The 21,770-nt window shown below is 59.1% G+C and carries 17 protein-coding genes; 15 read left to right on the top strand and 2 right to left on the bottom strand.

Annotation, left to right across the window (positions count from 1 at the left end; translation table 11 throughout):
* Nucleotides 1-232: 232 nt before the first annotated feature.
* The 9 genes from AC1U7K_RS06810 to AC1U7K_RS06850 all read left to right on the top strand — a co-directional run bounded on the left by AC1U7K_RS06810 (nucleotide 233) and on the right by AC1U7K_RS06850 (nucleotide 11,362).
* Entirely contained in the window at nucleotides 233-592 is a 360-nt protein-coding gene (locus tag AC1U7K_RS06810) for a DUF3467 domain-containing protein (protein ID WP_480250253.1), read from the top strand.
* A gap of 15 nt (nucleotides 593-607) precedes the next feature.
* Nucleotides 608-2,488 (top strand): GAF domain-containing protein, encoded by a 1,881-nt coding sequence (locus AC1U7K_RS06815; protein ID WP_480250255.1) that lies wholly within the window; start codon nucleotides 608-610, stop codon nucleotides 2,486-2,488.
* Nucleotides 2,489-2,539: 51 nt separating this feature from the next.
* Complete coding sequence (locus tag AC1U7K_RS06820; protein ID WP_480250256.1) at nucleotides 2,540-3,709, top strand: PqqD family peptide modification chaperone; 1,170 nt, start codon at nucleotides 2,540-2,542, stop codon at nucleotides 3,707-3,709.
* A 6-nt stretch (nucleotides 3,710-3,715) separates the two neighbouring features.
* Nucleotides 3,716-4,651, top strand: a complete 936-nt coding sequence (locus AC1U7K_RS06825; protein WP_480250258.1) for an efflux RND transporter periplasmic adaptor subunit — start codon at nucleotides 3,716-3,718, stop codon at nucleotides 4,649-4,651.
* The gene (locus AC1U7K_RS06830) at nucleotides 4,644-6,629 is read left to right on the top strand and encodes a preprotein translocase subunit SecA (protein WP_480250259.1); all 1,986 of its coding nucleotides are present in this window, start codon (nucleotides 4,644-4,646) and stop codon (nucleotides 6,627-6,629) included. The genes AC1U7K_RS06825 and AC1U7K_RS06830 overlap by 8 nt, the downstream gene beginning before the upstream one ends.
* 341 nt (nucleotides 6,630-6,970) lie before the next feature.
* Nucleotides 6,971-7,561, top strand: a complete 591-nt coding sequence (locus AC1U7K_RS06835; RefSeq protein WP_480250260.1) for an efflux RND transporter periplasmic adaptor subunit — start codon at nucleotides 6,971-6,973, stop codon at nucleotides 7,559-7,561.
* Between the two features lie 28 nt (nucleotides 7,562-7,589).
* Nucleotides 7,590-8,387 carry an efflux RND transporter periplasmic adaptor subunit gene (locus AC1U7K_RS06840; protein WP_480250262.1) on the top strand — a complete coding sequence of 266 codons (798 nt, stop codon included), beginning with the start codon at nucleotides 7,590-7,592 and terminating at the stop codon, nucleotides 8,385-8,387.
* A 57-nt stretch (nucleotides 8,388-8,444) separates the two neighbouring features.
* Nucleotides 8,445-9,755: a TolC family protein gene (locus AC1U7K_RS06845; protein ID WP_480250263.1), complete on the top strand. Its 1,311-nt coding sequence runs from the start codon at nucleotides 8,445-8,447 to the stop codon at nucleotides 9,753-9,755.
* A gap of 1,019 nt (nucleotides 9,756-10,774) precedes the next feature.
* A complete protein-coding gene (locus tag AC1U7K_RS06850; RefSeq protein WP_480250264.1) occupies nucleotides 10,775-11,362 on the top strand; it encodes a Tll0287-like domain-containing protein in 588 nt (195 codons plus the stop codon).
* A 514-nt stretch (nucleotides 11,363-11,876) separates the two neighbouring features.
* Here AC1U7K_RS06850 and AC1U7K_RS06855 read toward each other — a convergent pair.
* The gene (locus AC1U7K_RS06855) at nucleotides 11,877-12,317 is read right to left on the bottom strand and encodes a class I SAM-dependent methyltransferase (protein ID WP_480250265.1); all 441 of its coding nucleotides are present in this window, start codon (nucleotides 12,315-12,317) and stop codon (nucleotides 11,877-11,879) included.
* 241 nt (nucleotides 12,318-12,558) lie between these two features.
* Between AC1U7K_RS06855 and AC1U7K_RS06860 the strand changes: the two genes are divergently transcribed.
* Nucleotides 12,559-12,744: a YHS domain-containing protein gene (locus tag AC1U7K_RS06860; RefSeq protein ID WP_480250266.1), complete on the top strand. Its 186-nt coding sequence runs from the start codon at nucleotides 12,559-12,561 to the stop codon at nucleotides 12,742-12,744.
* A gap of 394 nt (nucleotides 12,745-13,138) precedes the next feature.
* Here AC1U7K_RS06860 and AC1U7K_RS06865 read toward each other — a convergent pair whose 3' ends face one another.
* On the bottom strand, nucleotides 13,139-13,591 hold the full coding sequence (locus AC1U7K_RS06865; RefSeq protein ID WP_480250267.1) for a response regulator: 453 nt from the start codon (nucleotides 13,589-13,591) through the stop codon (nucleotides 13,139-13,141).
* 667 nt (nucleotides 13,592-14,258) lie between these two features.
* On the opposite strand from AC1U7K_RS06865, the gene AC1U7K_RS06870 reads away from it, so the two are divergent.
* The 5 genes from AC1U7K_RS06870 (at nucleotide 14,259) to lpdA (ending at nucleotide 21,763) form a co-directional block, all read left to right on the top strand.
* Nucleotides 14,259-14,468 carry a response regulator gene (locus AC1U7K_RS06870; RefSeq protein WP_480250268.1) on the top strand — a complete coding sequence of 70 codons (210 nt, stop codon included), beginning with the start codon at nucleotides 14,259-14,261 and terminating at the stop codon, nucleotides 14,466-14,468.
* A 373-nt stretch (nucleotides 14,469-14,841) separates the two neighbouring features.
* Nucleotides 14,842-15,204 (top strand): hypothetical protein, encoded by a 363-nt coding sequence (locus tag AC1U7K_RS06875; protein WP_480250269.1) that lies wholly within the window; start codon nucleotides 14,842-14,844, stop codon nucleotides 15,202-15,204.
* Between the two features lie 1,132 nt (nucleotides 15,205-16,336).
* Nucleotides 16,337-19,138 (top strand): 2-oxoglutarate dehydrogenase E1 component, encoded by a 2,802-nt coding sequence (locus tag AC1U7K_RS06880; RefSeq protein WP_480250270.1) that lies wholly within the window; start codon nucleotides 16,337-16,339, stop codon nucleotides 19,136-19,138.
* On the top strand, nucleotides 19,128-20,369 hold the full coding sequence (odhB, locus tag AC1U7K_RS06885) for a 2-oxoglutarate dehydrogenase complex dihydrolipoyllysine-residue succinyltransferase (RefSeq protein WP_480250271.1): 1,242 nt from the start codon (nucleotides 19,128-19,130) through the stop codon (nucleotides 20,367-20,369). Before AC1U7K_RS06880 ends, odhB begins: the two co-directional genes overlap by 11 nt.
* A complete protein-coding gene (gene lpdA / locus AC1U7K_RS06890) occupies nucleotides 20,369-21,763 on the top strand; it encodes a dihydrolipoyl dehydrogenase (RefSeq protein ID WP_480250272.1) in 1,395 nt (464 codons plus the stop codon). The genes odhB and lpdA overlap by 1 nt, the downstream gene beginning before the upstream one ends.
* Nucleotides 21,764-21,770: the final 7 nt, after the last annotated feature.

Raw genomic sequence — 21,770 nt, forward strand, 5'->3', positions numbered from 1 at the left:
CCCCCCCAGATCCGCGAAAATCCGCGCCGTTGTTGGGGCTTGTTTCACTCAATATGCCGCTAGCGTTTGTGCCAGCGGCGCGAAACGGTATGACACCGTCGCCGTGGCTCATATCAGCGAGACGCGGACAGGCCGGATCCCTAGGCTCTGTTCCCTTCAGCGATGATCGAATAACTCGAGGCTTCGTCTTCCCGGCTATGAAGGTCGGGATGTTCACCCCAAAGGAGGTTGTATGCCAACAGAAACTGCTCAGGAGAACCGTCAGACCACTGCCCGCGAGACGCAGACGCCGCCGACTGCTGCTGCCGCCGGTCAGCAGGTCCAAGCACGAATTCGTTGGGATGATTCCAATCTCAAGAGTTCGTACGCCAATGTGTGTAACGTCTCGAGCACCCGCGAAGAGATCGTGTTGTCCTTTGGCATCAATCAAGCTTGGGAGCGGCAGAATAATGAGATCATGGTACAGCTTACGGACCGTCTCATCCTAAGTCCCTTTGCCGCGAAACGGCTGGCGGGGCTTCTGAATGGCGTCATCAGCGAGTACGAAGGCCGATTCGGCCAACTGTCCGAACCGCAACCAGCGCGACGGTAAGCGACTGTCTCGCGCATGCTGAGAGAATCATCAGTCGGCATCCCAAGCGGCCCGGCATCCTATGCCGGGCCGCCGCCGTCCGACGATATCGACTCGCTGCTCTGGGCAGAGTTCGCAGCGGCCGAGACCATCGAGGGATTCTGTCGAAGCTGGCTCGCGGTCCAGTGTCGTCAGCTCTCCGATATCGTCAGTGGCCTTGTGCTTCTCGGCCCTGCCAACCGAGGGCCGTTCAAACCCGTCGCAATCTGGCCTGACGCTCAACGCAGCATGAAGCATTTGGCGCCGGCCGTGGAACGCTCGCTCGCTGAGCGTCGTGGTCTCATCCTGCCGGTTGACAGCGCCTCAGAAGGAGGGGCGCCGTCCACCTGTGCTGTTACCTACCCTCTCGAAGTGGACGACGTGCTGTTCGGCGCGGTTGTGCTCGAAACACCGGCTGCCGCGCAAGCACAACAGAACATTGTCCGGCAGTTGCACTGGGGATGCGGATGGCTCGTCAACACGCTGATGCGCGAGGGCGTTCGGTCGCGTGATTCCGTACGCCAGCGGTTACAAGTCGCACTGGAGGTGGTCGCATTGGCCGCCAGTGAGAACCGGTTTCAGGCTGCGGCGATGGCGTTCATCACGGCGATCGCCACACGTCTCAGGTGCGATCGCGTCAGCCTTGGATTGATCAAACGAGGCCGAGCGCGCGTAAAAGCGGTGTCCCATAGCGTCCAGCTCAAGAGCCGAACAAATTTGCTGCGGATGATTGAAGTTGCGATGGACGAGGCGCTCGATCAGGGGATGAGCATCAGGTATCCCGCGGGCGACGTACCCATGATCGTCCGTCACCATGCTGAGTTAGCTCGTCAGCATGGCGTTGCCGTTTGTACCGTTCCACTCATGCAAGGCGGTGCGGCCCTCGGCGCTTTGACGCTCGAACGGGCAGCGGACATGCCCTTTGACGAGGAGACCGTCCTGCTGTGCGAGGCCGTTGCAGGGCTGGCAGGACCACTACTCGAACTTCATCGCCGCGATGATCAGTGGATTGGGAAGAAGGCCGTTGAAGCGGCCAGTCGACAGTGTGGCCGCCTGTTCGGGCCAGGACATTTAGTGCTCAAGCTCGTGACAGGCACGGTCCTCGCTCTCATGATCTTTTTTGCGGTGGCCAAGGGGGATTATCGCGTGGCGGCGAAGACGATTCTTGAGCCGGCCGTCAAGCAGGCAGCGGTCGCCCCCTTTAACGGCTACATTCGACAGGCGCCGGCTCGCGCGGGCGACGTCGTCCGTGACGGGCAGATGCTTTGCCTGCTCGATGACCGGGATCTCAGACTCGAGCGTGCGAAGTCATTCAGTAAACATGAAGAGCTGCTCAAGCAGTACCGACAAGCGATGGCCGAGCTGAAAAGCGCGGATGTTGAGATCCTCACCGCTCAGATTGATCAGGTCGAAGCCGAGCTGGCCTTACTCGATGACCAGTTGGCGAGGACAAGAGTTGTGGCTCCCTTCGACGGCATCGTAGTCAGTGGAGATCTCAGCCAATCGCTCGGCGCGCCGGTGGAGCGTGGGCAAGTCCTCTATGAGGTTGCGCCGTTAGAGGCGTATCGTGTCGTCCTGAAAGTCGACGAACGGGATGTCGCCGATATTAAACTCCAACAATCCGGCACGCTCGTGCTGTCCGCATTTCCGAATGATTCTTATGCGTTTCATGTGGTGAAACTGACGCCGGTGTCCACCGCAAAGGAAGGGAGGAATTTCTTCCGAATGGAAGCCAAGCTCGTTCACCATGACCGGCGGCTGCGCCCCGGCATGGAGGGGGTGGGCAAGATCGACGTGGATCGCCGGCTGTTAATTTGGATTTGGACCCACGACATCATCGATTCGATTCGACTCGCGATCTGGACCTGGTTGCCTTGATCTGTCTTCTCAATGCCTAACCGTCCTCTTTTCAGTAGCTCCTGGTATCGGGTGGCGGTGCTCAAGCCGCGTCTTCGACGGCATGCTCTGATCCATCGCCACAGTTATCGCGGCCAGACGTGGTACGTCTTGCAGGACCGTGCGACCGAGCAATTCCATCGGTTTTCCCCCGCCGCCTATGCTGTCATTGGGCTGTTGGACGGACGGCGGACGGTGCAGGAGATCTGGGAGCACTTGCAGGTGAGGATGGGCGATGACGCGCCGACTCAGGACGAAGTCCTACAATTGCTCGGTCAGTTGCATACGAATGACGCTATGCAATGTGAAACATCGCCTGATACGGACGAACTCTTGCGCCGGTTCGAACGTCATCAGCGTCATAAATGGCGAAAGCGGCTCTTCAGTGTGTTTTCCTGGCAATTCCCACTTCTCGATCCCGAGCGTCTGCTCACGTGGTTCGCGGCTCTCATCAGGCCGTTGTTCACGTGGACTGGCCTGATCCTTTGGCTGGCAGTCGTCGTGCCAGCCATCCTGCTGGCGGCGTCGCATTGGGCAGAACTATCCGAAAACGTACTGGAGCGAATCAGCACCCCGCAGAACGTGATGCTGCTGTGGGTCCTATTTCCGTTTATCAAGATTCTGCACGAGCTCGGCCATGCCGGGGCCGTGAAAGCATTTGGCGGTGAGGTCCATGAAATCGGCGTCCTGCTGCTTGTGTTCACGCCGGTTCCGTACGTTGATGCCTCGGCGGCCTGGGCGTTTCCGAATAAATGGCAACGCGCGGTCGTCGGATTAGCGGGCATGGCGGTCGAGCTGGTGCTTGCGGCCCTTGCTATGTACCTGTGGGTGAGCACGGAACCCGGGACGGTACGAACGCTCGCGTACAATACGATGCTTGTCGCCGGTGTCAGCACGGTTCTCTTCAATGCCAACCCGCTGTTGCGATTCGATAGCTATTACATTCTCTCCGACGTGCTGGAGATTCCCAACCTCCGCCAACGGGCCACCAAGTATTTCGCGTATCTGACTGAACGGTATCTGTTCGGCCATCCGGAGAGCACCGCGCCGACCTCGACGGGCGGTGAACGAGTCTGGTTCGTTCTCTTTGGTATCGGGTCCTTCATCTATCGAGTGCTCGTCACGGTCACCATCGTCTTTTTCTTGCTGGACGAAGTCTTTTTGGTTGGCGTGTTGTTTGGGATTGTCACCATTGTGCTGTGATGACTCGTGCCGCTCTTCAAAGGGATCGCCTATCTGTGGAATAGCCCGCGTCTGCAGGAAATTCGGCCTCGTGCCATGGCTGTGAGCGCAGCAATTGTCGCCGTCGTCGTCGGCATCCTGAGCGTCATCCCGTTTCCCTTTCGAACACGTGCCGAAGGCGTCGTGTGGATCCCGGATGAAGCCTTCGTGCGAGCGGGGACCGAAGGTTTTGTCCGTCAAATAGTCGCCCGGCCAGGCGCCCAGGTGGCCCGTGGGGACATCGTGGTCGTCACTGAAGACCCGCAACTCTCCACCGAAGTGGCAACGCTACGGTTTCGCTTACGGGAAATCGACGCACGGTACCGGGACAAGTTTGCACAGGACCTCGTCAAGGCTCAGCAGCTTTTAGCAGAGCGGCGCTATGTCGAAGAGCAGCTCTCGCGGGCACAAGAGCGTGCCGCGGAGTTGAGCATCCGCAGCAGTAACACTGGACAATTTGTTCTCGATAATGTCGATGACCTTCCAGGGCGCTTTTTGAAACAAGGCGAGCAGGTCGGCTATGTGCTCGATCTTAACCTCATCACAGTACGGGCACTAGTTGATCAGACCGATATCGATCTCATCGTCCATGAATTGGAGAGCGTCGACGTCCGACTCGCTGAACGGCTTTCTGAACCACTATCGGCCTCCGTTCGTCGGATCGTCCCGGCGGCGACCGATGAGCTCCCCAGTCCGGCTTTGGGAACGGAAGGGGGCGGACAGGTGCCGCTCGATCCGGAAGAGCGGGAAGGCCGTAAGGCATTGCAAAAGCTGTTTCAGGTTGAAGTGGTGCTCCCGAGTGAGACAGGCACGATCAATGCGGGCGGTCGCGTGCTCATTCGGTTCGATCACGGTTCACGACCGCTCGCGGCGCAATGGTATCGACAACTGCGCCAGATGTTTCTTACGCGGTTCAATGTCTAAGGCAACAGCCCTTCATTTCGGGACCACGGCGTATCCCGAACGCCTTGTGCCAAGCCAAACGGCGTTAGAAACCACGTTCATCCGGATCGCGGGAGCCGCGCAGCGGCTGTATCGTGGCTCTCGACGCCGATGGCATCGTATTCCGGAGGGCGTAAGGACGGCGGGCCAGCAGGTCAGACATCTCTCCGATACGGGCCTCCGTGAAAAGGCGACTGAGCTGAGGCAAAGTTTTCGCTCCACCGGCCTGGATGACAAGAATGTGTTTGCCGCCTTCGCATTGGTCCGCGAAATCGCGGCTCGGGTTGTCGGGAAACGGCACTATGACGTGCAATTGATGGGCGGGTGGGCACTGCTTCACGGCATGGTGGCCGAGATGGAGACAGGTGAAGGTAAGACGCTGACTGCGACACTGGCCGCCTCTACGATGGCGCTCGCAGGATGGCCGGTGCACGTGATTACCGTAAATGACTATTTGGCCAAGCGGGACTCGGAATGGACGAGCCCTATCTACCGTGCGCTAGGACTTTCAGTTGGGCTTATCACCCACGGCATGGAGACGGACACGCGCCGGCACGCCTACGCCGCAGATGTGACGTATTGCACCAACAAAGAACTCGTCTTCGACTATCTAAAGGATCGGATGACGCTTGCCGGACGGCCGGCCCGCCTCGAACTGACGGTGGAACGCTTGCACCATCCACAGCCGCGTGCCACTCGGCTTCTGCTTCGCGGGCTCTGCAACGGAATCGTGGACGAAGCCGACAGCGTACTCATTGATGAGGCACGTACGCCGCTGATCCTCTCCGGCCGCGGCGGTGCGGACCGACAGCAGCAGTTATACACTGAAGCGCTGTCACTCGCCGCGCAACTACAGGTCCATGAAGATTTCGTTCTTGATGTCAGCAGCCGAACCGCGCGGTTGACGCCGAAGGGGCAAAGCACTCTCACCGACCGCGCAGTAGATCTGGCCGGTATTTGGACGGGACGCCGCCGTAGGGAGAGTCTCGTCCTGCTCGCTTTAAGTGCTCTCTATCTATATCTCCGCGATGAGCACTACATCGTCAAGGACGACAAGATTCAGATCGTGGACGAATATACTGGCCGCGTGATGGCAGACCGCTCCTGGGAAGGCGGCCTGCACCAGATGATTGAGGCGAAGGAGCACTGTGAGTTCACCGGGCAACAAGAGACGCTTGCGCGGATCAGTTATCAACGCTTTTTCCGCCGGTATATGAAGCTTGCCGGCATGACGGGAACAGCCCGTGAGATTCGAAGCGAGTTGTGGAGTGTGTATCGCCTTCCGGCGGTCCGCATCCCGACGCATCGGCCGGTGCAGCGACGCCAGTTGCCGACTCGTGTCTTTCGTACGGCCGATGAGAAATGGGCAGCGGTTGTTGCCCGTATCGCCGAACTCTACCGTGAGGGCCGTCCCGTGCTCGTCGGTACACGGTCGGTGGCTGCTTCCGAGCATCTTAGTGGACTCCTGAGAGCCCGAGGCTTGCCGCATGCCGTACTGAATGCCAGGCAAGATGAGGACGAAGCGGCGGTTATTAGCCGTGCCGGTGAACCGGGCTGCATTACGGTTGCGACGAATATGGCCGGCCGTGGGACGGATATTGGCCTCGCGCCCGGCGTGGCGGAGCGAGGCGGTCTCCATGTCCTCGCTACAGAGCGTCATGAAGCGGGCCGTATCGACCGTCAACTTTTCGGTCGCTGTGGCCGGCAAGGCGACCCGGGGACGTATGAAATGTTTCTCTCCCTCGAGGACCAACTAGTTGAATTCGCGCCGCGTCCGCTCCGTGTGCTGGTGCAGGGAACTGGACTACCAAATGCCAGGTTAAGCTCACGCCTGCACGATCTCGTCTTCGCGCTTGCTCAGCGGACAGCCGAAAGACGTCATTCGCGTGTCCGCCGGGATTTGCTCAAGCAGGATGAACAGCTGGCGTCGACGCTTGCCTTCAGCGGCCGACCCGAATGAGAGTCCGGCGGGTACGAACAACGCCTGTACCGCTTAGCGGCGGCTTCATCTTGACCTGCTCAATGGCTGGGACGCGGCTTACTTGCAGTTAGGCGGTGGCGTGTCGAGCATATACATGCCTCGATGCAAACTGTCATGTTGAAGCGCGATGCCTTTGCGAGCGCTTTAGGCTTTGCGCGCTATCCCGAGTAATGAGCACGGTCCGGAACGATAGAATACGTAGTACATGGGAGCTGCTGACCGCTGCCATCGCGGTCCGCGTCGTCGCCTTCCTCCTGTTCTTCGCTGGCAACGTGATACCCCTGTTTTCTGCATCCGGGGGCGCATTGACAACTGAAGGTATGCTCAACTGTCTGGTGCACCCGCATGTGACGATTACAATCAGCTCTCCCGTGGCCGGCTTGCTCGAAACGGTAAATGTAGACCGAGGTGATTTGGTGAAGGTTGGGCAAATTCTAGCCACTATCGATAGCAATCGAGAGCGGGCGCATGGCGCGGTCGCATATGCGCAGGCCGAATTGTCCAATCAGCGGCTCGCGGACCTTGAGCTCCGCGAAACGGTTGCGGAAGTCGAGACGCGCACCATCCGCAGCCCAATTAATGGCGTGGTGACTCAACGGCTCATGTCGGCCGGTGAATTTCCTAAACAGGATCCGATTTTGAAAGTGGCTCAATTGCATCCGCTTCGTGTGGAAGTGTTTGCACCCGTCAGTTTTCTTCGCAAAGTGACGGTCGGCATGGAGGCGTTGGTCCGTCTGGAAGAGCCGATTGGTGGCGTGCACAAAGCCAAGGTGAGCATCGTCGATCGTGTCGTGGACGGCGCTAGCGGGACGTTCGGGATCCGCCTTGAACTGCCCAATCCCGACTTGCGGTTGCCTGCGGGATTGAAATGTACGGTGCAATTTCTGACGAAGGACAAAGAAGGGCGCTAGGATGAGGATATCGAAGGCGATGTTGTGCATGTCGCCGGCTTCAGTGCTCTTCCTAACTCTGTTGCCGGCAGCCGTTCTTGGTTCTAGCAACTCCTTTCCCTGCTTGGTCAAGCCACAACAAATTGTCGCCGTTGCCCCTTCCGTTGTTGGAACCCTGGACACGGTGACAGTAGACCAAGGCGATCTCGTCCGGACCGGGGATACGATTGCGACGCTGGAATCCAGTCTGGAACGGGCGCAAGTGGCAGTGGCGAGGGCAAAAGCCGGCATGATCGGGGAGATACAAAAGACCGAGCAGCAGTGGGCCTTTAGTAAGCGAAAGGTCGCCCGCTCGAAAGATCTAAAGCGGGCCTCGGCCATTGCGGAGCATGAACTCGATGAAGCGGAGACGGAAGAACGCGTCGCTCAAGCGAGCTACCTTGAAGCAAAAGAGAAAAAAACGCTGGCCGAGGAAGAACTCAAAGAGGCGGAAGCTGCACTGGCCCTGAGAACCATCCGGAGTCCCGTCTCCGGGATCGTCATTGAACGTCTCGCCGTTCCGGGAGATCTCGTTAAACAGACGCCGATCTTTCGTCTCGCCCAAGTCGATCCCTTACGTGTGGAAGCGTATGTCCCCACCGCTCTCCTTGGCAAGATCAGACCTGGGATGCACGCGGATATCCGAGTTGATACCCCGGCACTCGGCCCGTACGCGGGTCGGGTTGTAGGGATCACGCCATTTGTCGAACCCGCCACCGCGACGTATGGTGTAAGAGTGGAAGTCCAGAACCCTCGATATCAAATTCCCATCGGCATTCGCTGTACGGCCACGTTCGCTGTCGAATAGCCGTTCCGAATCGCCCCGCTTTTTTTCTTTTAACAAGGCCAACAAGGAGGAATGATAATGCAACTGCTCGTTATGCTCCTTCTGGCAATCAGCTTCGTAGAAAGCGCGCTATCCGCCGAAGGACCTGCTGCCTTGCGGCAGCCGCTCCCTCTTACTCTCCGAGATGCGATGGACGCTGCCGTCAATAATAACCCGAACATTCGTCTCTACCGAGAACGGATCGAAGCTGCGCGGGGGGCGGCGATTGCACAATTCGGTGCCTTATTGCCGAATCTTTCAGGAACGGCGCGCCAATCTCAACAAACGCTATTCCTGGGAACACTGGGCCTCGCTCCGGTGCGGTCGCATCCCTTCAGTATCTTCGATGCCCGTGCGACGGGGTCGCAAAATATTTTCAGCCTCACGTTGCTTCAGCGATGGCAAGCCTCTCGGGAGGCACTAAAAGTTGCGGAGATGGAAGCGGAGACCACGCGACTCGACACGATGGCAGAAGTGGCTTTAGCGTATCTTGAAGTGCTGAAAGCTCAAGCGAGTGCAGAGGCCCATGCAGCTAATACAAAAGTGTTTGAAGACCTGCTAACCGTCTTCCATGGTCGTCGGGGGGGCGGGATGGCAACTGGACTGGATATCGCGAGGATTGAAGCACAATTAGAGAACGAACGGCAGCAGCTGACGACGGCGAGGTATGAAGCGAAGCGATTACAGTACAAGTTAATTCAAGGGATGGCGCTGCCTTTTGATACGCAGCTTGTGCTGACTGATCGGTTGATAACCGAACTCCCCAGTCTTCCCGCCGCGGAGGAGGCGTTGAACGTCGCAGTCGGGCGTCGAGCTGAGGTAAAGGCTCAAGCCCGTAAGATCAAAACGGCCTCGCTGAAACTTGATTCCACAACGAGCGAACGGCTGCCGTCAATGTATGCGCAGGGGGATTATGGGCTCATCGGGAACCGATGGAACAACACTCTGGATACATATAATATCGGCGTGTTCCTCAGTGTGCCGATCTTCGACGGCGGCCAACGAGAAGGGCGTATCCGAGAGTCACGAAGCGAACTACGCCAAGAGCAAATTAAGATGTCAGTTGTATTGAACCAAATCGGGCTGGAAGTGAATGACGCCTTAGTGACGGCTGAGGCCGGCAATGAACAATTCGGAATTGCGCAGACAGGTCTCATGGCGTCTTTGAGGGAACTGGAGTTGGCACGAGCACGCTTCAATGTGCTGAGTTCTGGCAGCAGTATTGAGGTCGCGAATGCTTTATTCTCCGTGATTCGGGCGAGAGACAATCTGGTGGACGCGACTTTTCGGATTAATGCGGCCCGCGTCAATCTAGCCCGGGCGCTGGGTCAGCTTGAGGAGCTAAGGTAGGCTTGAAGCTTTTAGACTCGATGAGAGAGGGGCGGAGAGTACAAGCCGGTCAATGCCAGGTTGAGATCGAGCTATAGGTGAAGGGCCAGCGGTAGATCTTCCGCAGCATGTTTTCGACTTACTTGGAGCAGCAAACACCGTTGCAATAAGGCCGGATGCAGTCCGGATGTTAGAGCGAGCACACAAGCGTCAGGCTGCTCTTGTTGCAGACGAGCTTTCAGTTCCCCCCCAGGACACCTCTGATCATATGTTGAGATCAAGTGTGAGTACATCAACGCTGACCGGCGCGAGCAGGGGCATACCGAACCAGAGCTCGCTGACCTTGCACCCATAGGGCAGCATTGGTATTCGTTTTGCTTCCGGCAAAAATATCGGCGGTCGTCGGAAAGGAGCTTAATACGGGTCTCGATTATCCGCACCCTTCGCTTCGATTCGCTTACCCTTGACCCCCGACCGGGGCCTTCCAAAAGGGGGGCTCCACTACAAGTACATCCACTAACTCTCTCCTTTCCACACGGGACCGCGGCTCGGAGGGGCCATGCCTCTACTATGGGGCAAGGCTGAATCGAGGCTCCAAACCGGTTATGAAGAGGTGTGGCGATCTTCGAAAAAGAGGCGAGCCTCATCTCATTTGAAGGAAACGGTGGAAAGCAGTAACACCTAGACGGTTCATCTGAGCAGGTCGAGCAGCTGTAAGGGAAAGGCAATCGCTTCCCGGCGAGGGCCCTGCACATCGGGCAGGGGTGTCACTCTTCCAGATTGATGGTGTTCTACTCTTCGAGAGGTATTGATTTTCGTCGTGGCAAGCTGAAGGATGGCTACCAGACCGATCGAAGACGTTTGACGCGCAAGGTCAACCCATCGGCGCAGGCGTGACCGCCGGCCCCCGGTGGCGGGAGGCCGCATGGCGAGCGATCTCAGGAATGCCGGGAGGAATTATTCGAGAGGAAGTAGAATAAGTCGACGCCGCTGTGAAGTTTCTGACCGCAGGCAGAAAGAAGAAATGGAGGACGGTCATCATGAAGATGCGGGAGTTCTGGTTGGGAATCGCTGTCGGAACAATCTGCACCTGCCTCGCCTCGGTATTCTCCGCTCTGGGAAAGGAGACGGATGTACCCAAGGGCATTCCCCCAAAAACTGTTGCGGATTACATCCATAGCGTCGTCCAAGCGGATCGAGCGTTTTACTCGACCGAGATTGTAGACCGGTTGCAGTCACGAGGAATTATCTTCGCCTCGGAGCACTGGAGAGAAGACGGAGAGCTTCCTTTACCAGCCCAATTTTTGCTCGAATCGGGGCGGCTCGTGGCCAAACAACCGAATGGGCTTCGAGTCCGGCTCATCAGCAGTTGGCCGATCAATAAAAAGAATAGTCCGGCGACGGAGTTTGAACGGGAGGCGCTTGCGAAGATCATCGAGAATCCGGATCGTCCCTATAGCGGCGTGACAACCGTAGGCACCGCTCGCGTCTTCCAAGCACTCTATCCCGATAAGGCGCTGTCTTCGAAATGCGCCCATTGTCACAATACCCATGAACGCAGCCCCAAGAGAGATTTCAAGGCGGGAGACGTGATGGGGGCGATTCTTCTCACTCTGCCGCTCCCGTAGTATCTATTGGCGTACTCGAAAAAGGGCAACCGAAGTCCCTGGCCCGGATCGTCTCTTGCTCTGGTCTTGCTCTGTCCGCATACCGCGTACGGCCGGCACTGTGTTTTCTGGGTGGCAATGGGCGCGGGCCACAGCGGCACGTTGAGTAGTGGATGACGCGCGCTTCCTCCAATCAGTTCGGAGCGAACGCGATTGCCTCGACGAACGCTTGGGCAAAGAGCGCGGCGGGCTGTCGAGACCACTCGGTGGCTTCGGCGAGGATGTCGTTCACGGGTGCCGGAGCGGGGAGCGCAGGACTGAGATCTTGGCCTGCGAATCCGCTCGGCCATGAGGCGAATGATAAGGGCCGGATCCTCGTAGCAATCATAGCGGGCGGACAGCTGGATTGCGACAAAGCCCGTCGCTTCCAGCCATTTCCCAAGCTCCGCGCCCGCGTAGGGATTGCCCCCGTTCGCGATCTGGAGACTGGTAAACTGATGGACGGTCGCTTGGACCGCTTTATCAGGCGGTGCAATCAGGCTTCCGTGCCAGTCGGGGCTCGAGAGACCAACCACACCGCCGGGTTGAAGCACCCGACGAATTTCCGGAGGCCCTCGAGCGGGTCGGCCAGATGCTCAAATAGCGCGTGACTAAAGACCGCGTGAAACGTGCGGCTGCGAAACGGCAGGCGATAGATGCTTGCGGTCGCGGCACGAATGTTAGGGCATCCGGCGGCACGTGCGCCTTCTTTAGCCAAGCACACTTGGCTGTAGCCGACGTCAACCGCGATCACAGTTCCAGGAAGGATGGCTTGAGCAAGGCCTGAGGTGATCGTGCCCGGCCCACAGCCGCAGTCTAACAGCGACCAGCCTGAACGCAGGTGAGGTAGGAAAAACTGTGCATCCCGTTGCGCATGCCGGCGCTTCATGTACTGCACTGCGAGCGCGCTGTAGCCGGGAGTGTATTGCTCCTGCATGATCTGACTGTATGATCACCTGTCCGCTGGCGCTGACCTACTCCGTTACCATTTCCACGGGCCGCTGCTTTCGAACACCGAGCACGAATCTTTGCGCAGACGCCGCCCGGTGGAGCATCGGTGGGCCTGCTCACCCAATCGGGCGACAGCCGGAGTACGACCGTGATCTGGCTGGTGCACTGATACCCGGTTTTGGTGGCCGACGTTAGCGTGAAAGTCTTCTGGGACAAGGAGGTCCCCGATGACACCGGAAGACGTCGAACAGGTCACCGATCCCGTGTGCCAGATGCAGATGAGTTTCGAGGACGCGTTCGCACGAACATCTCACAAGGGAGAGATATTCTATTTCTGTTCGGATCAGTGTCTCACTGAGTTTCAGCGGGATCCCGGCGCCTACGTGAGCAAACAACGCAAAGCCGCGGGCTAAGAGGTAGGATGTTCGACGCTTCGCTTGGCTCGTGTCGCCCGCTCCTGCTCCTGCTGACAAGTCTGCTTACGGTTTGGCAGCCGGTCGCACTTGTATCGCATTTCCCCGGACACCATGAGGACACGCCGCCATCCCGCTCATCCCCGGACTCGCCACCTGGCCAGCCTTCGGTGCCGCCCCGCTTCGATCCGGGCATCGAGCATCAGCCGCCCAATGATCCCGATCCTCGCGGCCATGTCCCTCCACCGGTCGTGGATCCGAACATGGCCATCAATCCGGAATACCCACCGCAATCGCGGTCCCCTGAACGTCCCGAATCCCCGCCACCGGGTCGCGATTGACGAGGCGTTGTGCCTTCCGCGATGCCCTCTAGACGACTCGTCGTGAGGAAATCTTATCGCGGGTCATGAGCAGGGCCGATCCTGTGGGCAACGGGTTTGAGGCGGAGCGTCACAGAGGGAGCTGGTGCGTCTTGACGTTGTTCTCTCCACGCTAGCGCTCGGCCGATCACCGACCAGAAGTACTCAGGCTCCACGGGTTTGTGCAACACGGCATAGCCTGAAAGGCGTCTCACCTGAGCCTCTACCCGCTGGTCGCCATAGGCCGTCATCACGATGACCGGAACATCGGGGGCGATCCATCGCGCCGCGATCAAGACGCTGAAACCGTCCAGGCCGGGCAGCTTCAGGTCGGTAAGGATCAGATCAAACGACTCAACCGCCATTGCTTGCAAGGCCGCTTCAGCCGTGAAGCTACGCGTGATCTGCACCTCCGGCCACCGCAGGCGCAACGCCTCCTCATACGCGTATCCGGTCCGTGCGTCATCTTCAACAAACAAAAGTTTCATGGCATGTCGGTACGTGCTCGGTTCCGCTATTCCAGCGGTCCCGAAGGAATGATTACAAGAAGGACTTATTATAAGTCGGATAGTGCCGGCTGCCCGTCAGCCATAATCTGAAGGGCAGCCAGGCGAAGCCTACAGGGCCTCTCTCATCGAGCCATAGGGCTTTCCTGCTCGGTGAAGCACCCCGCAATATGTCCGCCTTGAGTTTCTGGTTACCGATACCCCTCAAGGACCTCCACGGGACGATCGATTCCGCAGCTGCATCAATCTTTGCGCCTTCTTTACGCTTCGGCATGGGAACGTCTACACCACTTTTACCTCTTGAGCGGTACGATGTCATTGGAAGAAGTGGGATGAACAGTGAACGAGGAAAGGAGAAAAGCAATTGAATCACTCCATGACTTCATTGAGCCGATACTGCATCTTCTCAGGACTAATGGCACCCTGACAGAGGAGGAGCGTTTCCTGATTCGCGATGCCGCGTTACGGCTTCAAACCGCGTTGGCGTATTGGGAATCCAAGCATGGGAGGAGCCAGTCCTGACAGGCCTGCGTTACAACTCAGGGGGCCATGATCACCTTAAACCTGCCCTGTGTGCCCTCCTGCTCGCCTGTGTGCCGCTTCCTCGCTTTCTTGACCCAAGCTTGACACGTCGGTAGCTTAATTGGGTATGCCTAGGCGTTTGCTCGTCATCGAAGATGATGCAGGATCACGATATGCCGCGGAGCGCGTACTGTCTGCAGCCGGATATGAGGTGTATCTTGCCCCAACTGGAGCGATCGCGCTTGATCTGATGAGACACCACCAGTTCGACGGCGTATTACTCGATGTCGTCCTGCCCGACACGACCGGTCATGCGGTGTTAGGCGAATTGCGCTAGCTCCACCCCACCATCCCGGTTATTGTCATTTCCGGCTACCAAGCGGAGGCATTGAAGGCGGTGGCGCAAGGGGCGGAAAGCTATCTGATCAAACCCTACGAGCCTTCGGCGTTGATCAATGAGATACGCCGGTGGATAGGACAGCCGTAGCCCAGCCCACACACCACCGGACGCAGCCTCTCAACGCGTGCCGATAGGCTCTCCATGTTTCGATAATCCCGCTACGTAGTTCGTACCCGGAGCCTCTTCGATCAGCACAGGAGAGGCATGGAGTGGTCACCGCCTGAAGCTCTTCCCAGACATCTCCTACCGGCGTCCTCCATCGTTGCCATTGCGGCCCAGACGACAGGATAAAAGTTGAAAGGAGGTAGTCATGAGGGAACACATCGCGACATTGGCGATCGCGGCGCTGTTGGGTGGTGCATCAGTGGCGGAGGCCGACTCGTACATGCCTTCCGACAACGACGTCCAACCGGGCATGAGCATGGCTGACCGTCAGGATGCGACGCAGCCAGAGCGCGGCAGCGGGATCGTCACAGCGGAAATCGTGGACATCGATCAGGATCGCCTCATTGCCGAGACACAGGATGGCGATCAGCTCGTGTTTCTTGTCGAGGGTTCCGCCGACGACTTCAATGTCGGGGATGAGTTGGAGCTGAAGTTGGACGATCAAACCAAGAGAGCGGTCATCCTCAACGTGATACGGCAGCAGGACGAGGAGGAAACCGAGTCCTAGCCGGACACTCTCCTCTTTTCAGGGCAGGTCTCACGAGGTGGGACCTGCCCTTTCTTGTGCTTCTTATGATCGCTTCGCGAGTCTGTTACTGAAAGTGAGGGCCGACGCCGAATGCGCGGACGATGGATGGGCTATCTTCGGTTGCCGGGTCTGTGCGGCCAAGATGCCTTGGAGCAGTAGGTGTCGTGACGGAGAGGACTATACCCGGTCGGAAGATGTGGAAAGTCCGCGAAGGCAACGTTTGGGTCCTCCAAATGTGAAGGCATCGAGCATCGATGACCGGCATGACTTGCCCCTCTATCCGTAGCGTTCCAGCCCTTGTGCCGAGCACGAGAAATTTGTTTGGCCAATCCAGCGCTCGATCGTCGATGGAGCCGAGGAAGCGCACGACGTACGCGGTGCCGGGCAGCTCGGTTTCGATCGGCCGAAAGGGAGGCTCAGGGCTGATCGGGAGCTGCCGCGCGAGAATGAGCACAGCGTCCGAGCGTTGTACGTCAGTGATGACGCCACCGACCAGAAGCGACTCTCCTGTCTTTGCAGCCCCGATACGTTGCGAGTGATTCGAAGAGTCGCTTTTGAGTTCCGAATCAAACAGGTTTTGGTTCGGGTAGCATGACCACCCAAGAACAACGAGCACGACGACTGCAAGTCGGGAAATGGCTCCGCGGGGTTCCCACTTCTGTGCGATCTGAGTCGGGTGACTCCTTTTCCAGCCGATTGGTTGTCCTGTTCCGTGTGCGTGCGTGTTAGCCACTCACTTGGTAGGAGACCTCAAGCCCATTGCCAGTACCGAGTGGGGCAAGGGACAGCAGCGGTGCTCTTTTAGGGCGAGATCGCGAAGCATCGAACATGAATCGCTGCCACATGAGTCCCCGTAATCGAATCGTCCTATTCACTATTAGGGGATTACATCGGTCCCTGAGGAAACGCTGCCGTCCCTCTTTGGCCTACAACTTTCCCGAACTCACGTACAGCAACAGATGCCGCTGGACATTACTCACATTTGGCAAGCCGGCAGCGTAGTCACCCGCCACCTCTCCCTGTAGGGCCGCCTCGCATATTTCCTCCTGACCGTCCGTGTTAGAGTCAAGGACCGTCCAGAAGGACGACCGCGGGTTGTCGATTGGTGGTGATGATGAAAGAGGTGTGGCTCCCCAATCCGGCGAATCTTTCTTTTGTCGAGGATCTGTATGATCAGTACGTGAGCGATCCCACTTCTGTTCCGTCCGAATGGCGCGCGTATTTCCAGGCCTTGAACGGAACGGGAGATAAGGCTTCGCGTCCGCGGTCGGTGCGTCGTCCGACACCGCTGTTCGACCCGACGCGTGGGCACAGGTCAGGAGCGTCCGAAAATGCCGGGCAAGTCGGGACTGATGTGAGCCGGCAGGACGCTGTGACAAAGCTGATAGAGACGTACCGGATGCGAGGGCACCTCGCCGCCGCCATCGATCCGCTCGGCAGGCCTCGCTCGGATCACCCGCAGCTCGATCCGGTTCACTATGGCCTGTCCGAGGGAGATCTCGACCAGCGGTTTTACATAGATGGAATAGGCGGCCGCTCGTCCTCGACGTTGGGAGAAGTTCTCGGGCACCTGCGCGAGACCTACTGCTGCTCGATCGGCGTCCAATTCATGCACCTCGATGACGCGAATCGGCGCAATTGGCTGCTGGACCGCATGGAGCGGACGCAGAACCATGTGACGTTGACGCGGGAGGAACAAGTCCGGATTCTGACTCGCCTGACGGACGCCGTCATCTTCGAAGCATTCATCCAGCAGAAATATCCCGGCTCCAAGAGCTTCTCGCTCGAAGGCGGCGAAAGCCTCATCCCGTTATTGGACCTGGCGATCGAAACGGCCGCACGGCAGGGCGTGAAAGAAATCGTCCTGGCCATGGCGCACCGCGGACGTCTCAATGTGCTTGCGAACATTGTCGGCAAGCGGCCACGAGAAATCTTTCGTGAATTCGAGGACCCGATCGACCCGCTGCACGAAGGGCGGGGGGACGTCAAGTACCACCTGGGCCACAGCACGGATTGGGTGACGGCGTCGGGCCAGACCGTACATCTGTCGCTCTGCTTCAATCCCAGCCACTTGGAGTTCGTGAATCCCGTGGCGCTCGGTCGCGTGCGGGCGAAACAGGATCGGGCGGGGGATCATGATCGCCTCCGTACCATGGCGCTCCTGATCCACGGCGACGCGTCGTTTCCAGGGGAAGGGATCGTACAGGAGGTGCTGAACCTCAGCGAGCTCAAGGCATACCGGACGGGCGGGACGGTGCATGTCGTCATCAACAACCAAATCGGCTTCACGACCTGTCCCGATGAAGCGCGGTCGTCCTGCTATGCCACGGACATTGCGCTGATGCTTCAAATTCCGATCTTTCACGTCAACGGGGAAGATGCAGAAGCGGTCGCCCAAGTCGTGCGACTCGCATTGGACTATCGGCGGGCATTCTGCACCGATGTCGTGATCGACATGTATTGTTTCCGCCGCCGCGGTCACAACGAAGGCGATGAGCCGAGTTTCACGCAGCCGCTGATGTACCACCTTATCGAACAACGCGGGTCGCTGCGCGAGCATTACCTTGAGCGTGTGTTGCGATTAGAAAATATCGATCGGGCGGAAGCGGATCGGATCGCCGCGGAGCGGAGACAGCGGTTGGAGCACGAGCTGGCGGAGGCGCGCAGCCATACGTATGTGCCGGTGAGGCAGAAGCCTGCGGGGAACTGGTCCGGCTATTACGGCGGCGCGGGGGGCGATGCGGAAGAGGTGCAGACCGGAGTCCAGCGAGCACGGCTCACGGCCGTGCTCGACGCCCTGACTTCGGTGCCGGACGGCTTTCATCTGCACCCGAAGATCGGCCAGGGCTTGAAGCGTCGGCGGGAGATGGCGGCCGGGCGGCCCTTGGACTGGTCGGCCGCCGAAGCGTTGGCCTTTGCGACGATCGCGAGTGACGGCCACCGGATTCGTCTCACCGGTCAGGATACCGCGCGCGGCACGTTCAGCCAGCGGCACGCGGTCCTGCACGATGTCGAGGATGGCCGGACCTATATGCCGCTCAATCACGTCGCTCCCGGTCAGGCCGCCATCGAAATCTACAACAGTCCGCTCTCGGAAGCCGGTGTGCTGGGGTTCGAGTACGGCTATAGCTTGGATTGTCCCGACGGCCTGATTCTTTGGGAAGCCCAGTTCGGCGACTTCGTCAACGCGGCGCAGGTCATCATCGATCAGTTCTTGGTGAGCGCGGAAGAGAAGTGGCATCGCTTGAGTGGTCTCGTCCTGCTGCTCCCACACGGCTTCGAGGGCCAGGGACCGGAGCACTCAAGTGCGCGGCTGGAGCGGTTCCTCGAATTGGCGGTGAATGACAATATTCAAATCGTGAATCCGACAACCCCGGCGCAGTACTTTCATCTGCTCAGACGTCAGGTGCTTCGTCGATGGCGCAAGCCGCTGATCGTGATGACGCCAAAGAGCTTGCTGCGGCGCCCCGAGGCCGTGTCCCGGCTGGAAGATCTTGAGATGGGCCGGTTCCGGCAGATTGTCTTTGATCGGCAAGCGGCCGCCGACCGTGTGTCCCGTATTCTCCTGTGCAGCGGGAGGATCTATTACGACTTGGTCGCGATGCGAGAGGACCTCAAGCGGGACGACGTGGCGATCGTGAGACTCGAGCAGCTCTATCCGTTGCAGGAGGAGGAGTTGCAGGCGGCGATGGGCGCGTATCCGCCGAGCGCCGGGGTGGTGTGGGTACAAGACGAGCCCGCCAACATGGGCGCGTGGCGGTACCTGTTTGCGCGGTTTGGAGACAGAATGTTCAGCACCAGGCCTTTCTCGGCCGTCTGCCGGCCTGCTTCTGCCAGCCCCGCCACCGGCTGGGGCATGCTCCATCGACAAGAGCAAGCGGATCTCTTGAGGGCAGCGTTCGATGTCCATTGAAGTAAAAGTCCCCCCGGTGGGGGAATCGGTCACCGAAGTTCAGATCGGTGACTGGCTCAGACAGAGCGGTGATGCGGTCGGACAGGATGAGCCGATCGTCTCGATCGAAACCGAAAAGGTGTCGCTGGACGTGCCGGCGCCGGCTTCTGGAGTGGTTGGGCGCATTCTGAAACACAAGGGCCAGACGGCCACCGTCGGGGAGGTGATCGGCTATGTGGAAGAGACGGCCCAACCGAAAGGACGAGAGTCGACTGCGCCTAAGCAATTGCCGGATCAGGCCGGTGGCAGGGCGCCTCAGCAAACCGCTGAACCGCCCGTCATGCCGGCTGCGCGACGGCTGCTGCACGAGCACGGGCTCAAGGCCGAGGAGGTGAGTGGAACAGGAAAGGGCGGTCGAGTGCTCAAAGAAGACGTGCTGCGACACGTAGAAGAGCGGGTACCAACGCCTGAAGCGGCAAAGCGGATGGTCACGCCAGCCCGGGAGGAGGACCGGCGCCCACGCAAAACCGGCATGCCGATTCAGGCCGGGGACCGCGAAGAAGAGGTCGTGCCGTTGAGCCTGCTGCGCCGTCGAGTCGCGGAGCGACTGGTACAGGCGCAGCAGACGGCGGCACTGCTGACGACGTTCAATGAGATCGACATGGCCGCGGTCACCGCTCTCCGGCACTCGCACCAACAGGCCTTCCAGCAGCGGCACGGCGTGAAGCTCGGCATGATGTCCTTTTTCGTTCGAGCGGCCATCGAAGCGCTCAAGCTGATCCCGGAGCTGAATGCCGAAATTCGTGGCAGTGATCTCGTCTATCACCACTATTACGACATCGGGATTGCAGTGGGCAGCGGACGTGGCCTTGTCGTCCCGGTCATCCGACACGCCGAACGGCTGGGGTTCGCTGAGATCGAGAGGGCCATCGCCGATTTCGCTCAGCGCGCTCAGACCAACGAGTTAAGGCTGGAGGAGTTGCAGGGAGGCACGTTTACGATTTCGAATGGCGGCGTCTACGGCTCGTTGCTGTCGACCCCGATCGTCAATCCCCCGCAGAGCGGCATTCTCGGCCTGCATGTGATTCAGGATCGCCCGGTCGCTCGCGACGGGCAGATGGTGATTCGCCCGATGATGTACGGGGCACTCACCTATGATCATCGAATCGTCGACGGGCGCGAGGCCGTGGCGTTTCTCAAGCAGATCAAGACCTCTATCGAAGATCCCGCCCGCATGTTGCTGGAAATCTAATGGCCGAACGAATCGAACACGATCTCGTGATCATCGGCGGCGGACCCGGCGGCTACGTCGCAGCAATCCGCGCCGCTCAGCTCGGCATGAATGTCGCGTGTGTGGAACGAGAGCCGGCGCTCGGTGGCACCTGCCTTCGCGTAGGCTGCATCCCGAGCAAAGCGCTCTTGGAATCCAGCGACCTTGTCGAGGCCGCCCGGCAACGGTTCACCGCGCATGGGATTCGGCTGGACGGCGTGAGCTTCGATCTTGCAGAGATGCTGAAGCGAAAGGACGGCGTGGTGCGCCGGCTCACAAACGGAGTCGACACGCTGTTTCGGAAACATCGCATTACTCGCTATGCGGGCCACGGCCGTTTGATCGGTCACGGCGAGGTGCTGGTTGAGAACAATCGAAATCCAAGCATGCTGAAGTCCTGCTGGATCGTCATTGCGACGGGCAGCACATCGCTGACGCCGCCGGGCTGTCATGTTGATGGCGAATATGTCACGACCAGCACCGAGGCGCTCAATTATTCCGCAGTTCCCAAGCAGCTCGTGGTCATCGGCGCAGGGTATATCGGGCTCGAACTTGGCTCAGTGTGGCGACGATTGGGCGCGACCGTGACGGTCGTTGAGGAGCGGGACCGCATCCTGGCAGGAATGGATCAGGAACTTGCGGCCGAAGCCAAGCGGCTCTTGGAGCGTCAGGGCCTGAACTTCGTCTTGAACAGGCGGGTGACGGCGGCACGTGGGGAGGCCGCGCACTGTGTCGTCCAGGTCGAGGGCGGCGAGACTATTGACTGTGATCGGGTCCTCGTAGCGGCGGGCCGTACCCCGATGACCGCTGAACTGGGATTGGAGGAGGTCGGGATCAAGCCGGATGCGCAGGGCCGGATCCCTGTGGACGATCGCTTTGCGACAGTCGCGCCTGGCGTCTTTGCGATCGGCGATATCATTCGTGGGCCGATGCTGGCGCATAAGGCGTCCGAAGAAGGCATTGCGTGTGTCGAGTTGTTGGCGGGCCAGTATGGAGCAGTGAACTACGAGCTGATTCCGCGCGTCGTGTACACACATCCGGAGATCGCGGCCGTCGGAAAAAACGAAGAAGAACTGCAAGAACAGCAGGTCGATTATCGCAAAGGGGTCTTTCCATTCCTCGCGAACGGGCGAGCCCATACCCTCGGGGAGACAGAAGGACGAATCAAGATTCTCGCCGACCGGAAGACGGATCGGGTGTTAGGCGTTCACATTCTCGGGCCGCGCGCCGGTGACCTAATTGCGGAAGCCGCCACAGCGATGGCGTTTGGTGCGAGCAGCGAGGATATTGCGAGAACCTGCCACGCTCACCCGACACTACCCGAAGCGTTCCGTGAGGCGGCCCTCGCCGTCGATGGACGGCCAATTCATATCTAGCAGAAGA

It is taken from the genome of Nitrospira sp. Vd2, assembly GCF_979581665.1.